The sequence below is a fragment of the Vibrio sp. S/42/10 genome, from assembly GCF_029890535.1.
Classification (GTDB): domain Bacteria; phylum Pseudomonadota; class Gammaproteobacteria; order Enterobacterales; family Vibrionaceae; genus Vibrio; species Vibrio cyclitrophicus.
In genome coordinates, this window is record NZ_JAKMZC010000010.1 from 113,225 (window position 1) to 128,952 (window position 15,728).

The 15,728-nt window shown below is 44.1% G+C and carries 9 protein-coding genes; 6 read left to right on the forward strand and 3 right to left on the reverse strand.

Features of this window, described 5'->3' with window-relative positions:
- Nucleotides 1-145: 145 nt before the first annotated feature.
- The 3 genes from L8S15_RS12795 to L8S15_RS12805 all read left to right on the forward strand — a co-directional run bounded on the left by L8S15_RS12795 (nt 146) and on the right by L8S15_RS12805 (nt 5,791).
- Nucleotides 146-1,744 carry a BCCT family transporter gene (locus L8S15_RS12795; RefSeq protein ID WP_010438175.1) on the forward strand — a complete coding sequence of 533 codons (1,599 nt, stop codon included), beginning with the start codon at nt 146-148 and terminating at the stop codon, nt 1,742-1,744.
- A gap of 271 nt (nt 1,745-2,015) precedes the next feature.
- Complete coding sequence (locus tag L8S15_RS12800; RefSeq protein WP_280573403.1) at nt 2,016-3,587, forward strand: BCCT family transporter; 1,572 nt, start codon at nt 2,016-2,018, stop codon at nt 3,585-3,587.
- A gap of 320 nt (nt 3,588-3,907) precedes the next feature.
- Complete coding sequence (locus tag L8S15_RS12805; RefSeq protein WP_280573405.1) at nt 3,908-5,791, forward strand: methyl-accepting chemotaxis protein; 1,884 nt, start codon at nt 3,908-3,910, stop codon at nt 5,789-5,791.
- Between the two features lie 405 nt (nt 5,792-6,196).
- Here L8S15_RS12805 and cydC read toward each other — a convergent pair whose 3' ends face one another.
- The 3 genes from cydC to trxB form a co-directional block, all read right to left on the reverse strand.
- The gene (gene cydC, locus L8S15_RS12810; protein ID WP_280573407.1) at nt 6,197-7,918 is read right to left on the reverse strand and encodes a cysteine/glutathione ABC transporter ATP-binding protein/permease CydC; all 1,722 of its coding nucleotides are present in this window, start codon (nt 7,916-7,918) and stop codon (nt 6,197-6,199) included.
- Nucleotides 7,911-9,695, reverse strand: coding sequence for a cysteine/glutathione ABC transporter permease/ATP-binding protein CydD (cydD, locus tag L8S15_RS12815; protein ID WP_016768362.1), 1,785 nt, complete (start codon nt 9,693-9,695; stop codon nt 7,911-7,913). Before cydD ends, cydC begins: the two co-directional genes overlap by 8 nt.
- A gap of 161 nt (nt 9,696-9,856) precedes the next feature.
- Complete coding sequence (gene trxB / locus L8S15_RS12820) at nt 9,857-10,816, reverse strand: thioredoxin-disulfide reductase (protein WP_010438193.1); 960 nt, start codon at nt 10,814-10,816, stop codon at nt 9,857-9,859.
- 529 nt (nt 10,817-11,345) lie between these two features.
- Between trxB and L8S15_RS12825 the strand changes: the two genes are divergently transcribed.
- From L8S15_RS12825 to L8S15_RS12835, 3 genes are all read left to right on the forward strand, one after another.
- Nucleotides 11,346-13,013, forward strand: coding sequence for a diguanylate cyclase (locus L8S15_RS12825; RefSeq protein WP_016797515.1), 1,668 nt, complete (start codon nt 11,346-11,348; stop codon nt 13,011-13,013).
- Between the two features lie 782 nt (nt 13,014-13,795).
- Nucleotides 13,796-14,452: a 2OG-Fe dioxygenase family protein gene (locus L8S15_RS12830; RefSeq protein ID WP_016768359.1), complete on the forward strand. Its 657-nt coding sequence runs from the start codon at nt 13,796-13,798 to the stop codon at nt 14,450-14,452.
- Entirely contained in the window at nt 14,436-15,674 is a 1,239-nt protein-coding gene (locus L8S15_RS12835; RefSeq protein WP_016783894.1) for a cysteine desulfurase-like protein, read from the forward strand. The genes L8S15_RS12830 and L8S15_RS12835 overlap by 17 nt, the downstream gene beginning before the upstream one ends.
- The last annotated feature ends 54 nt before the right edge of the window (nt 15,675-15,728 follow it).

The window sequence follows — 15,728 nt, forward strand, 5'->3', positions numbered from 1 at the left end:
TGTAATTTAATTACTAAAACTGCCATTTGGACCTGATTTTTGACGGTTTTTTTAGTATTTTTGCGACAGGTTGATATGCTTCTTTTCGAAATTTAAGCGCCGAATGTAATGTTGCAAATAGTGCGCTGCAAATTAGAGAGGAAACATGGAGCCTGTAAAAGATAGGTATAGTATTGAAAATACCGATTATACAGTAGGACAAGATAACGTTCAGAAATGGGGTTTTGATGTTCATAATCCTGTATTTGGTATCAGTGCAGGAGCGATCATTATTTTCCTGCTTGCACTTCTGGTCGCTGAACCTGAAACAGCAAAAGCTGCGCTCGATGGTATCAAATGGAAAATCATCGGCAACTTCGATGGCTTCTTCATGTGGGCTGCTAACATTTTCGTGATTTTCTGTTTTGCCCTCATTGTCTCCCCGTATGGCAAGATACGTATTGGTGGCAATGATGCCAAAGCAGAGCACTCCAACCTATCTTGGATGTCGATGTTATTCGCCGCGGGAATGGGTATTGGTTTGATGTTCTGGGGTGTTGCTGAGCCAGTAGCTTACTTCACGGGTTGGTATCAAACGCCATTAGGTGTCGAAGCTTACTCACCTGAAGCGGCTAAGCTGGCACTTGGTGCAACCATCTATAACTGGGGTTTACACGGCTGGTCTATCTACGCTGTTGTTGCTCTAGCACTTGCCTTCTTCACTTTCAACAAAGGTCTGCCTCTTTCAATCCGCTCGATTTTTTATCCTATCTTGGGTGACAGAACTTGGGGATGGTTTGGCCATATCGTTGATATCGTTGCAGTACTGGCAACCTTGTTCGGCCTTGCAACATCGTTAGGTTTGGGCGCACAACAAGCAACCAGTGGTATTAACCATGTATTCGGTACCGATGGTGGTATTGGCATGCAGTTGGTTGTTATCGCAGTGGTCACTTTCTTAGCAACAATGTCAGTGGTTCGTGGCATCAACGGTGGCGTGAAGGTTTTAAGTAACGTCAACATGTTGGTTGCTTTGGGTCTACTTATCTTCGTAACGATCGCTGGTGGCCTGGCGGGTATTAAAGCAATCCCAACGGCACTCATGGGCTATATTGAAAACTTCATTCCTCTTAGTAATCCTCATGGTCGTGACGATGAAACTTGGATGCAAGGTTGGACTGTATTTTACTGGGCATGGTGGATGTCCTGGTCACCATTCGTGGGTATGTTTATTGCTCGCATTTCTAAAGGTCGTACGATTCGTGAATTCATTGTAGCTGTATTGTTCATTCCAACGACAGTAATCATCATCTGGATGGCTATTTTTGGCGGAATCGCGATTGACCAAGTGGCGAACAAGGTGGGCGAGATCGGTGTCAATGGTCTGCAAGATATTACGCTTTCTCTATTCCATACTTATGATGCGCTGCCAATGAGTTCTGTGCTTTCAGTCGTTTCGATTGGTCTGATTATGGTGTTCTTCATCACATCTTCGGATTCAGGTTCGTTAGTTATCGATAGCATTACCTCTGGTGGTAAAGTCGATGCGCCAGTGCCACAGCGTGTATTTTGGGCGCTGATGGGTGGTGCGATTGCCGCGGTTTTACTTTGGGTTGGCGGTACTGAATCCATCCAAGCACTACAAGCCGGAACGGTATCAATGGCGTTACCATTCGCGTTCATATTATTGCTTATGTGCCTAAGCTTATTGCTAGGTTTACGAACTGAAAATAAATTAGTCCAACAGCAAAATGCTTTGAGTTAAAAGTATTTTTTAGTTAAAGGTCGACTCGGTCGGCCTTTTTTTCGTCAGTAGTTTGGGTAATTACGTATATTTTGTTTGAAAATTCGGCGAACTGATTCTGGTTTACTGAAAACAATAATTTAACCTGCTAAACTTCAGACATCCAAGTATTTGAATAATTGTGATAACAACTTGTACTGCTTGGATCGTTCGTTCGAGTTTTGACTAGGTCACAGGTAAATAAGGGATATTGAGGTTAATAGACCCTATTAATATTCCGTAGAGAGGGATAATGACTAAAGGTATAGATAAATACAGTATCGACAGTACGGATTACACTGTCGGTCAAGATAATGTCCAAAAATGGGGTTTTGATGTTCATAACCCAGTATTTGGTATCAGTGCGGGACTTATTGCTTTGTTCCTCATCGGTGTTCTGATTACAGATACCGCTTCCGCAAAGGCTGCATTAGATGGCGTTAAAGGCCAGATTATCAATTCGTTTGATTGGCTCTTCATCTGGTCGGGTAATGTCTTCGTAATTTTCTGCTTAGGTTTGATTGTTTCTCCGTACGGCAAAATCCGCCTTGGTGGTGTTGATGCGACGGCAGATTACTCATTCTTCTCTTGGCTATCGATGCTGTTTGCCGCAGGTATGGGTATTGGCTTGATGTTCTGGAGTGTGGCTGAGCCAGCGGCTTACTTCACGGGTTGGTTTGAAACTCCGTTAGGTGTTGAACCAAATACACCAGAAGCTGCAAAACTGGCATTGGGTGCAACCATGTATCACTGGGGTCTACACCCTTGGGCGATTTATGGCGTAGTAGCACTGTCACTTGCGTTTTTCTCTTACAACAAGGGATTGCCTCTTTCTATCCGTTCTATCTTTTACCCAATTTTAGGTGATAGAGCTTGGGGCTGGGCAGGTCACATTGTTGATATTCTTGCTGTACTTGCAACGCTATTTGGTCTGGCGACATCGTTAGGTCTTGGTGCACAACAAGCGGCAAGTGGTATTCAGCATGTATTCGGCATTGAAGCGGGCTTAGGGCTGCAAGTTATTGTGATTACGGCGGTAACTTTATTGGCGGTAGTATCAGTACTTCGTGGTATTGATGGTGGCGTTAAAGTTATCAGTAACATCAACATGTTGGTTGCTTTCCTTCTGCTTATCTTAGTGGCTCTAATCGGCTACGCGGTGACTTTAGGCTCTATCCCAACAACATTGATGGCATACATTGAAAACATCATTCCGCTAAGTAACCCTCACGGTCGTGAAGATGAAACATGGATGCACGGTTGGACTGTATTCTACTGGGCTTGGTGGATCTCATGGTCTCCATTCGTAGGTATGTTTATCGCACGTGTTTCTAAAGGTCGTACCGTTCGTGAGTTCATCACAGCAGTACTGATTGTACCGACTACAGTGACTATTATCTGGATGTCAGTATTCGGTGGCATGGCGATTGACCAAATCGTGAATAACGTTGGTATTCTTGGTCAAGACGGCCTAACAGATGTATCACTAGCAATGTTCCAAATGTTTGATGCTCTGCCGTTCGGTACTCTGCTATCAATTATTGCGGTTGTATTGGTTCTAGTATTCTTCATTACATCGTCTGACTCAGGCTCTCTAGTTATCGACAGTATCACCGCAGGTGGTAAAGTTGATACACCAGTTCCTCAACGTGTGTTCTGGGCATTCCTTGAAGGTGCGATTGCTGTAGCGCTATTGTGGGTTGGTGGTACTGAAGCAGTGCAAGCTCTGCAAGCGGGTGCAATCTCGACGGCATTACCATTCACCATCATTCTATTGCTGATGTGTGTTAGCTTGCTAATGGGTATGCGTACAGAAAAACGCTAGGCTCTAAAGCCGAAATCTATCGAAGCTTATATGCGGTAGAGCGGTAAATAGTATGAAGGCAGAAGAGGAAACTCTTCTGCCTTTTTTGTTTCTTCTTTATCATGTGTCCGCCTCTCTTTAACATATGAGATATGATATAAATTCTAATAACCATATATAAAATACCGCCTTAAATTTGGCGAAATGCCAAGGAATTGGCATTAGCTAAGCTTATGGTTTACCTAAAATTATATTCCGATATTAAATTGTGAAATCGCTCGAATTTAATACTGATTTTGGGTAGTATGCGCGAGATTTCCCACCACTCGTGAAACTTTGACATGAAACTAACACTAAAGCAGAAGTTGATAGGTGCTAGCCTATCTGCTGTTGTGGTTATGGCAACAGCGTTGACCTGGCTATCAGCAAACCAACTATTCGAACAGACTCGCAATGGCGTATACCTACGAGCTGAAAGCGTATCTGAAGCAGCATCTGAAGGTATTAAAAACTGGATTGATATCCGTACAGATATCGCATCAGCATTTAATGACTTTTCACGAGAGGATGATGTTGTTCCTTTCCTTAAGCAAGCTCGTGTTGCGGGTGGCTTTGACGATATCTTTTTAGGTACGCCAGAAGGTGGAATGTACCGTTCACACCCTGAACGTAATCGTGCAGATTACGACCCTCGTCAACGCCCTTGGTACCAAGAAGCAAACGCTGCAGGTAAGCAAATCATCACAACCGCTTACCAAGATGCGATCACCAAAGCTCTTCTTGTAACGATTGCTGAACCGGTTCGCCACAACGGCCAACTTGTTGGTGTCGTGGGTGCTGACGTACTTATCGACCAATTGGTTAACGATGTAATCAGCCTTGATGTTGGTGACAACGCTTACGCCATGCTAATTGATGCCTCTGACGGTACATTCCTAGCACACCCAGATTCAGCGCTAAGCTTGAAGCCGGTAAGCCAGCTTTCAAACGATATATCTATGTCTATCATCGAAAACGCAGTGCGTACGGGTAGCATCGAGATCATCAAAGAACGTGGCGCTGAGAAGCTGCTTTACTTCACGAAGGTGCCTAACACTAACTGGATCTTCGCGGTTCAGATGGACAAAGCAACAGAAGAGGCGAACCACTCAACACTGCTTACTCAATTGATCACAACGGCTGTTATTATTACGTTAATCGTAATCGTATTAGTGTCTTGGTTAGTGAGCTTCCTATTCCGTGATTTGAACCGTGTTTCAGCGGCGCTGGAAGAAATTGCTTCAGGTGAGGGTGACCTTACTCAACGCCTTGAGCCTAAGAGCGATGACGAAATTGGTAAGCTTGCTGAAAACTTCAACCGTTTTGTAGGCAATATGCACACCATGGTGATCAAGCTAAGCGAAGTATCTGCTGCGCTAGGCAACCAAGCACGTCAAACGGCTTCTCAAGCTGAAGAACGTAGTGCTCGTATCCAAATGCAACAAGACGAGATCAACATGGTAGCAACAGCCGTCAACGAAATGGCTGCAGCAACACAAGAGATCGCGGGTAACGCTGACCACACTGCACAGAACTCATCAGAAGCAGTTGGCGCGTGTGAGCACGGTACTGGTCAAGTGACACAGACGCAAAGCTCTATCCAAAACCTTGCTCAAGAAGTTCAAATCGCAACCAACGTGATTCTAGAACTTGAAGAACACGGCAACAGCATCAACGCTATCTTGTCTAACATTCAAGGTATTGCAGAACAAACGAACCTACTTGCACTTAACGCTGCGATTGAAGCTGCACGTGCTGGTGAGCAAGGTCGTGGTTTCGCAGTAGTAGCGGATGAAGTTCGAGTTCTGAGCCAACGTACACACGGCTCAACGCAAGAAATTCAACAAACGATTGAGTTGCTACAAGGTACAACAGGCAAAGCGGTTAATATCATGAACGATAGCCGTACACTTGCTGAAACCAGTGTTGATGACGCAAACTCAGCCGCAGCGAGCCTAACGCAAATCCATGCAGCTGTTGAACGCATTAGCGACATGGCGACACAAATTGCTTCCGCTGCAGAAGAGCAAGCATCAGTAACGTCTGAGATCACTCGTAACACTGAAGGAATCCGTGACGTATCTAATGAGCTAGCAGACGAAGCGCACCAAGCTGCGGAACAAGCTGCTCAGTTATCTGAACTGTCTCACGAGCTAGAAAGCGAAATTAGCCGCTTCAAGCTTTAAGCACTAAGTTCTGAGCGAATAGCGATAACTTGATAGCTAAAACGACTAGCGAATAATTCGCGATAACGTTATCAAAAAGCCGAATGTGATTATCACATTCGGCTTTTTTGTGCGTTCTAGTTAGAGTTATGAACCCTAATTAGTTGTTTGGATAACCTGGGAACTTAGTTTTGAGGGCCGCGCTAGTAGGAAAGCAGTGCTCCATAAATTTCACCATCGCAGGGGCTCTAGCTTGTCGTTGTTAAGCTATTTTCTTTTTTACATCAAGGTCAGCCACCTATTGGAAGTGGAAGTGACGGGTTAAACTTGATTGAAGAAGGGTGTAGCTCAGAATAATTAAAGACACAAAAAAGCCCGAGCATAAACTCGGGCTTTGAACGGTTATCTTTATAACTGATGAAGGCGCTAGATTGCCTGACGCAGTTGGAAATAACGTCCTGCTTCGTTTAACAGTTTCTCATGAGAGCCGTTTTCAACAATCTCGCCTTGTTCAATCAGAACGATAGAATCCATCGATTCCAGACCAATCAAACGGTGCGTGATGAAGATAACCGTCTTGCCTTCGAAGTGCTTCTCGAAAAGAGTCATGATGCTTTGCTCGGTTTGCTTATCTAAGCCTTCTGTCGGCTCATCTAAAAGCAGGATAGGAGCATCATGAAGAATGGCACGTGCGATGCCAATGCGGCGCTTCTCACCGCCAGACAGTTGACGACCACCATCACCTAACCAGCTATCATGCGCGTTGTTCTCAAGCAGCTTTTCTAGACCAACGTCTTTAAGGATGTTCGCTAAGTGATCATCGGTTGCTTCTGGTCTTGCAATCAACAAGTTGTCACGCAAAGTACCATTGAGAATGTCGACACGTTGGCTTACTACACTGATTGATTCACGAAGCTGTGATTCATTCCACTGCGTCAGTTCAACTCCCGCGATTGAGATGTCGCCTTTTTTAGGATCCCAGTAGCGAGTCAGCAGCTGAATCAAAGTCGACTTACCAGAACCTGTTTGGCCCACAATCGCAACCTTGTGCGTTGCAGGAATTGTTAGGTCGACAGCGTTCAGAACACTGCGCTCAGAATCAGGGTAGTTGAACGTCACGTTTGAGAACGTAATATCAAGTGGCTTGTTGATGTCGAGCTTCTCTTCAGCAAACTGAACTTCAGGCTCAGACAGAATCACTTCGTTCAAACGACGAGCAGAAGAAAGAGTTTGACCTAAATGCTGGAACGCGCCTGCAATTGGCATTAATAGCTCAAAACTTGCCATGGTTGCGAATGCCATTAGCGCGATGAACGGGTCTGGTGCATTACCACCCACGCCATCAGCCGCAAGCCAAAGCATAAGAACCAACGTCAAACCGTTGAACAGCATCAGTGCTGCTGACGCCATACCAGTTAGGTTAGCATTCACAAACTGATTCGCCATCAGCTTCTGCTGCGTTTCTAGAATCGCATTGCGGTAACGCTCTTCAGCACCAAACAGAGTTAGTTCGCTGTAGCCTTCAATCCAATCCAGAGTGGTAACACGAAGATCTGCTTTGTTTTGTGTCAGTTCACCGCCGTTACGTTTACCTAGCTTGTAAAACAAGATTGGCCAAACTAACAGCATGATCAGAAGGATAGAACCCAAGATCAAACCTAGTGAGCTATCGAACCACATCAAGAAAATAGTAAGGAAGAAGATCCCGAACACACCAACCGTCACTGGGCTTACTAAGCGCAAGTAAACGTGGTCCATTGCATCGACATCAGCAACCAAACGGTTGAGAAGGTCAGCATCACGAAGGTTCGAAATACGGCCTGGGATCAGCGGAGCTAGCTTCTTGAAGAAGAAGATACGTAAATCAGTTAACAATTTGAATGTGGCATTGTGGCTGACAACACGTTCACCCCAACGACCCGCAGTACGGCTCATTGCCAAACCACGTACGCCGCCGCCCGGTAGCATGTAGTTGAAGGTCTCACGTGCAATCGTAAGGCCTGCAACCGCAGAAGCTGAAATGAACCAGCCTGATAGCGTTAACAAGCCGATAGAAGCCGAAAGAGTAGCAAAAGCTAATAGCATGCCTAGCGATAGGCCAAACCAATGCTTTTTATAGAGTTTCAGGTAAGGCAGTAAATCACGCATCTAAATTACCCTTATTATCTTGTTGAGCTAAGTTCGCGTTAAGCATCTTTTCGAACAAACCACCCGCAGTCGATAGCTGAGAGTAATGACCTTGTTCAACCAGACCACCATCGCGCATAACCAGAATATTATCGACTGATTTAAGAGGGGCAAGTTGGTGCGTTACAAGCAGGGCTGTGCGGCTTTCAATATTGCTATTGATGCCTTTCATTACTAACTGTTCGCTACGAGTATCTAGGCTAGCTGTTGGTTCATCTAACAACCAGAACTGACCGTCTTGAATCATGGCGCGAGCCAGAGCCAAACGTTGAGATTGACCAACAGACAGGCCGCCAGAGCGATCAGAGATCATATAATCTAAGCCATGCTCGCTAACGAACTCGTTAGCAAAAGACTGCTCAAGCGCATTCTCGACAACTTGGTCAGTGATATCGAGCTTACCTAGAGTGACGTTGTCACGAATTGTACCGTGCAGTAGCAACGGGTTTTGACCAACCCAGCTAATCGTCTTACGCCAAGAGGCTAAGTCTAGGTCACGCAATTCAATGCCATTGATTTTCAAGCTTCCTTCATAAGGCATGAAACCAAGAATAGCGTTGATCAAACTTGTTTTACCCGCCCCACTTGGGCCAACTAACGCAGTCGACTGTCGAGTGTTAAGTGCAAACGAGATAGGGCCAACCAATTGAACACCTTCAGGGCTTAACACTTTTAGAGCTTGAGCTTCAATATTGATGCCTTGAGCCTGATCGAGTTGAGTGTCGCCTGATTTAACCTTAGTGATGTCTGTTTCTAAGAACTCGACAATACTTTCCGCAGCGCCAACCGCTTGTTGCTTCGCATGGTAGAAAGTACCTAAGTCACGCAGAGGTTGGTAAAACTCTGGCGCCAAGATAAGGATAAACAAACCAGCGAATAGCGTAATGCCGACGCCGTAGTGGCCAAAGTTCAGCTCACCGATGTAGGTGAAACCAAAGTAAACCGCCGTCATCGCGATAGAGATCGACGTGAAGAACTCAAGTACAGCAGAAGACAAGAAAGCGATTTTCAACACATCCATGGTACGCGTTCTAAACACTTCAGATGCACCTTTGAGTACTTCTGTTTCAGCGTTGGTGCGATCAAATAGACGGATGGTTGTCATTGACTGCAAACGGTCGTAAAAGTGACCAGAAAGACGCTGAAGCGCTTTGAAGTTTTTACGGTTGGCATCGGCTGCTTTCATACCAACAAGTGCCATGAACATCGGCACCAGTGGAGCCGTAAGCAAAAAGATCAATCCAGCTGCCCAGTTTACTGGAAACACCACAACCAAAATAATGAATGGAATCATTACCGACAGAGACATCTGAGGTAGATAACGAGAGAAGAAGTCTTGCATGTCTTCTACTTGTTCTAGCAACAGGGTTGCCCACGTACCCGCAGGTTTGCCTTTGATGTAGGCAGGACCAAGTTCGCGTAACTTATCGAGAATGAGCTGCCTAATGTAGATACGGATCTGCTCACCACAGCGATAGCCGGCGATTTCACGACCCCATGTACAGCCTGCACGGCCAACGACCGATAGTGCCAAGCCTGCGAAATGACCAACCAGTTCAGATTTATCGACATTCTCGATGATCAGCTGATGAAGAATAGAGGCGAGAAGAGCTGCTTGAGCAATTAAAAACACGCTTGAAAGTACGCCAAGGCCAATCGCAATCATAAGCCAGCGTTTCGCTAACTTACTCTGTTGCTTAAGCCACTTGTTCAAGCTGCGTTGTTTTTTCTTATCCATTATGAAGGCTTAATGATAATTATTATTTGTTGAGGGCGGCTAGTATACAAAAGAAAGCCCAGTGGATATACCGCTGGGCTCTAGGGATTTACAACAAAATGTGATGACGCCCTGCATCTATTGAGGTGAGGGCTTCGATATTTAAATCTGCAATCTCAGATTTACTTATCGTTAAGGCCATCTAGGAAGCGTTCAGCATCCAGTGCAGCCATACAACCTGTACCAGCAGAAGTGATTGCTTGGCGGTAGTTGTGGTCCATTACATCACCTGCAGCGAACACGCCTGGGATGCTGGTTTGTGTTGCGTTACCTTCAAGACCAGACTGTACGATGATGTAATCATCTTTCATGTCGACTTGGCCTTTGAAGATTTCAGTGTTTGGTTGGTGACCGATAGCAATGAATGCGCCCATTACTTCGATCTCTTCTGTTTTATCAGACTGAGTATCTTTAATACGAACGCCCGTTACGCCCATGTCGTCGCCTAGAACTTCGTCTAGCGTGCGATCAGTGTGAAGAACAATGTTGCCGTTCTCTACTTTGTCCATTAAACGTTTCACTAGGATCTTTTCAGCGCGGAACGTGTCACGACGGTGAACTAAGTGAACTTCAGACGCGATGTTAGATAGGTAAAGTGCTTCTTCAACAGCGGTGTTACCACCACCAACAACCGCTACTTTCTGGTTGCGGTAGAAGAAACCATCACACGTAGCACAAGCAGAAACGCCACGGCCTTTGAATGCTTCTTCAGAATCTAAACCTAGGTACTTAGCTGATGCACCCGTTGAGATGATCAACGCATCACACGTGTACTCGCCTGAATCGCCTTTAAGACGGAAAGGGCGGTTAGATAGGTCTACTTCGTTAATGTGGTCAAACAGGATCTCTGTTTCAAAGCGCTCTGCGTGCTCTTTCATGCGATCCATCAGTGCTGGACCCGTTAAACCTTCAGCATCACCCGGCCAGTTTTCCACTTCTGTTGTGGTTGTAAGCTGACCACCTTGCTGCATACCGGTAACAAGTACTGGGTTTAGGTTTGCACGAGCAGCGTAAACTGCAGCTGTATAGCCAGCAGGGCCAGAACCAAGAATCAATAAATTACAGTGCTTTACGTCGCTCATGAGGACTCCGAAATTGAATTTGTTTTTATTTATAATCGATTAGGATTGTATGGAAAATATGGAGGCAATAAAAGGTTAAACAAGGGTAGAAGTGTAATTAATCGTTATACGTTAGAACATAACCGAACTAAATGATGGTCTTGTAATCCTGTGTCTTAGATCAATAGCGATAAGTCAAGGAAAGTGCTCTTGCAAACAGCTATGCATATTGCTCACTTTTAGGGTCTTCTTGATCATGGTGTTTCTATAGCAGTATTTACTTTTTTGCGTATACATTGATGAGTAGAAAAACAAGAGAACCTGAATCCTATGTTTTATTTTAAAAAGTTTGCGTTAAAAGACGCTGTAAGAACTCATCAAAATTAGCGTGCAGATAAGCGACCACAAGACGCACTTTTAGTATGAACGGCATGATTACAAACAGGTGTAATGTTGGTTAATACTTGAACTGTTGAGTGTTTCTCAGTTGTTATTTTTTTGTATGTGTTATTATTGATATTTATATATTGCGCGGAATTATTTGAACTCTATGCAGATTCTAATCCTTTTTATCAATGTGTTTATTGTGTGCCTGAATTCGGTTTTTGCTTCTCCGCTGCAGGTCAGCGGGGAACAATCTGTGTTAGCTAATGAAGCTGTAAGATGGTATGAAATGCCTTTGTTATCTGATCCAGTCGATTTTCCCATATTAAAAAAACACATTGAATCCTCTCCAAGGATTGAAACGATATTTGGTGGTGAAGGGGCGTTTGGGTTGAGAGTTGATTTGGCCAACTCCGATATCAAGTCGTCACAACAAATAGTTACACTCCGTGCAAACTATTTGGATCAAGGTTGGGGTTACTGGCAATCAACAAATGGTCAAGTAAGGCGAATACTTGATTTTGGCCAATTAAGTAACAAGAGTATCTTGCATCTGCATAGGCAAAGCTTCCCGTTAATATTGAATGCGGAGGAATCTGGAACACTTTGGCTCTACTTGGAAGCAAAGAAATTTCCAAAGGCAGTTAACTTCACTCTTCAACCTGAATATCTATTTTATATTCACGTTTTCCGCAACAATACGCTCACATTAGCTTCTATTACTGTCATGCTAACGTTGGGAGTTTTCGCTCTTTTTTGTTACTTTCAAACTAAACATCCAGTCACACTGGCTTGTGCTGGTTATGTTGGGCTACATGGCCTGGGATGGTTCGCCGCTTCAGGCGCTTGGGGGTACTTATTACCAAGCCAAAGCTGGAACCCAGTTTATTTTGGAATGGTATTGTTTCCGTTTGCGGTTGCTTTTTCTTGCTATTACACAAGATTATTGTTTGGATTTCCGCAGCATTTTATTCGTATTAATCTTACCTTTCAGGCCTTTAGTTGGCTGTGTGTCATTATCGGGTTTATTAATGTCTTTGCCCCGTTTTCGTTGACTTTTGTTATGTCCCATTTGATTGCGGCAATCTGGGTGCCGACAATGATAGTGACTGGCGTATTGATGGTTTATCAACGAAACTTTGTCGCTAAATATTATTTGATCGGTGGTCTTTGTTATGGCACGGCTTTGGTGTATTACATTTTTGCGCATTTTGCACCATTGCCGACTCAGAGATCGACAGAAGTTATCGTTGTTGTTGCATTAGCAATAGATTGTGCCTGCATTTTATTGTCACTGACTGAATGGTTGCGGATTCAACAACATCAACATCAGAAAACCTATATCCAGTCGAGGGTGGATAGTTTAACGGGGCTTGGAAACCGGCTGGATTTTAATGATGCCAGTAAACAATTAGTACATCATTCCTATTGTATCGTTTTCATCGATTGTGATGGCCTTAAATCGATTAATGATACTTATGGTCATGATGAAGGGGATCGCTTTTTAGAATACACCAGCCGCATGATGCGAGAAAAATTTACAGACCTTGGAATGGTTTATCGAGCTGGTGGCGACGAATTTATCTGGTTGTTGAAAGTGGATAAAGAGAAACAAGTTGAGGCTCTCTATTCTCAGATTGAGCTTAGAGTGACTCAGGTGGAAGAGCAAATTCGCAGTGCTGATTGGCCTCAGTCTGGCCTCAGTTTTGGAAGCGCATCTAGTTTTGAATGTGTCAATTTTTCTGAGTGTTTGAGCTTAGCTGACCAGCGAATGTACCAGCAGAAGCGCTCGAAGAACGGTTTTAAAAATCAGTCCAGTGAAATTGAGTGTTAGCTAAATTCCCTATTTTCTAAGTGAATCGTTTTAAGTCTAGTTAACTTATTTTCGTTTTGATTTTTGGTGTAAATGTCACCAAAGGTGGCTCTTTTAGCAACCAACCTTTCAAGCTTGCTTACCCTCTCATCTGTTTTGTGTAGAACATTCCCAATCTTTATAGTCGCCTATTTTTAACGAATTCTAAGTTAGGACATAAAGGCAGACCATCATATTCCAAATAAACGCATCATTTATAATTGTAGGTTTTATTAGAAAGCACTCTATTTGAGGGCGGCCGAGTTCCCCCCGAACTCGACCTGTTCCAGACGCGCAAGCAAAGGCGTTTGGTTTCTGGCGTACTCATAAATTAACCAATTTCAGTTTGTTGTGTAAATAATCAATAGCTTGGTGACTGATAGGTAAGTCGTATTTCGCTGTGCAAAAGCATAGAAATGGATGGTGGCGAGCGTGATACCTGAACTTATGCAGGAGGCTGGTTTGTTGGAGCGCAAGGGCTGACACAATATGAAACACCACTTCCTAGTTAATAATGTCGTTAAATTTAAATTTATAGGGATTTATAACTAGCTAGTGGAGTGTGCTAGTTTTAAGAGTTGGTCATCTTTTATTCTGGTGTTATACACTGCTTTTTAATTTAAGATTGGATTTAATGTCTGAATTATTAAATATGACGGGATAAATGATTGTTTAATGTTGATTTGACAAGATCTTCAAGTATCCTTTATGTAAATAAAACGTTAAATATTGAAAGTAAATTAACAATCATTAAGGAGTCGATGATGTTACATGCTCACGAAAATACCCTACATATTACCCATCTCAGTAACCATGCTGTTAAGGAGTTGTCTCCGTCATTCTCTCAGCTACCAAGCACAGAGCATGCGGATGGCCAGTTTCGATTGAGAAGATACTCGGTGGTTCAATTCAGTAATGGACAAGTCGTTGAGCAAGACAAACATAACTTTGTTCAGTCTGAAGACATTAATCACTTTCAAGGTGACGTCGTTCGCCAGTTCGAGCCGATTGAAGCGAAGATTCTAAGCAGTGAAGGCATGCAAGAAATGTGTGAACTGTTTATTGAGACCAATGGACTTGAAGACGGGCAAGAAATCGAAATCCATCAGATTCGCATTGCCGCTATTTTTGAAGAGACTCAAGTAGCACCAGAAGGTGTTCATCAAGATGGCTTTGACCACATCGCGATTATTGGTGTTACTCGCCATAACATCGTGGGTGGTGAAGTGATGCTTTATCAAGATAGCCACGAAGCACCATTCTTTAGAAAGGTGTTAGGCGATGGCGAGGTGGCAATGCTTGCTGATAGTAAGCTTTGGCACAACGCACAACCGATTCGTACCATAGACCACGGTAAGATGGGCTATATGGATGTGTTTGTACTAACGGCTAAGGATGCGCGTAATGTCCTTCACTCTTAATGATGTACGCCAACAGTTTAGTGCTTTAGGCCAATATCATAACGGCAGGCCTGTGACCTTTTTCGATGGTCCCGGTGGGTCTCAGGTACCTGAGAATGTTTTAGCTTCAATGACGGAATACCTAGGGCATTTCAATTCAAACCTAGGCGGGCACTACTTTTCTAGCCAAAAGACCACAAGCTTAATGCAGCAAGCGCGAGAAGCGGCCCAAGCACTACTCAATGCGGAGTCTTCTGGCAATGTGGTGTTCGGTGCGAACATGACATCGTTGACCTTCCAACTTAGCCGAGCGATCAGCCGCGATTGGAAAGAGGGCGATGAGGTTATCGTCACTGCGTTAGACCATTACTCAAATGTATCGAGCTGGCAGCAAGCGGCAGACGACAAAGGCGCGATTGTTCGCCAAGTTAGTGTCGACGAATCCGATTGCAGTTTGGATATGGCGCATTTTGAATCGCTGCTGAATAAGAAAACCAAGCTTGTCGCGGTGACGTTTGCTTCGAACACGACAGGTTCTATTGTCGATATGGCTAAAGTTATTGAGCTTGCACATCAGCATGGCGCTCAGGTATATGTCGATGCCGTTCATTACGCACCTCATCATTTGATCGATGTTCAGCAACTGAATTGTGATTTCTTAGCGTGTTCTGCTTATAAGTTCTTCGGCCCGCATGTCGGTATTGCTTATGTTGCGCCTCAATGGCTGCATACTTTAAAGCCTTACAAGGTTGAACCTGCAACCAATATCGGCCCAGGTCGATTTGAAACAGGAACACAAAGTTTTGAAGGCCTTGCCGGTGTGATTGCGGCGGTGGATTACTTGGCGCAGTTAGGCGATCCAGCCGATTCATTGCGTTCTCGTTTAGAGCAAAGTTACGCGCTGTATAATAAGCATGAGAGCCAACTCAGTGAATACTTCCTTAAACGCTTGTCCGATCTTGAAGGTGCAAAACTTTATGGTAAAACTGAGTTTGATTCGAATCTGAGAACCCCTACATTTGCGATTACCTTTGAAGATCACTCTCCAGAGTTCATCGCTAAGAAGTTAGGCGAGCATAATATCTGTGTGTGGAATGGACACTTCTATGCATTAGGGCTAGTGAAGCAGTTGGGTATTGAAGAGCAGGGCGTGGTGCGTATTGGATGTATGCATTATAACTCGATTGATGAGATTGACTTACTGTTCAATGTGCTTGAAGGGATTTTACGTAGCAATAGCTAACAATTTTGGCTGTTATAGAAATTAGAAAAGAGCATGCTTCTCTCAATAATATTG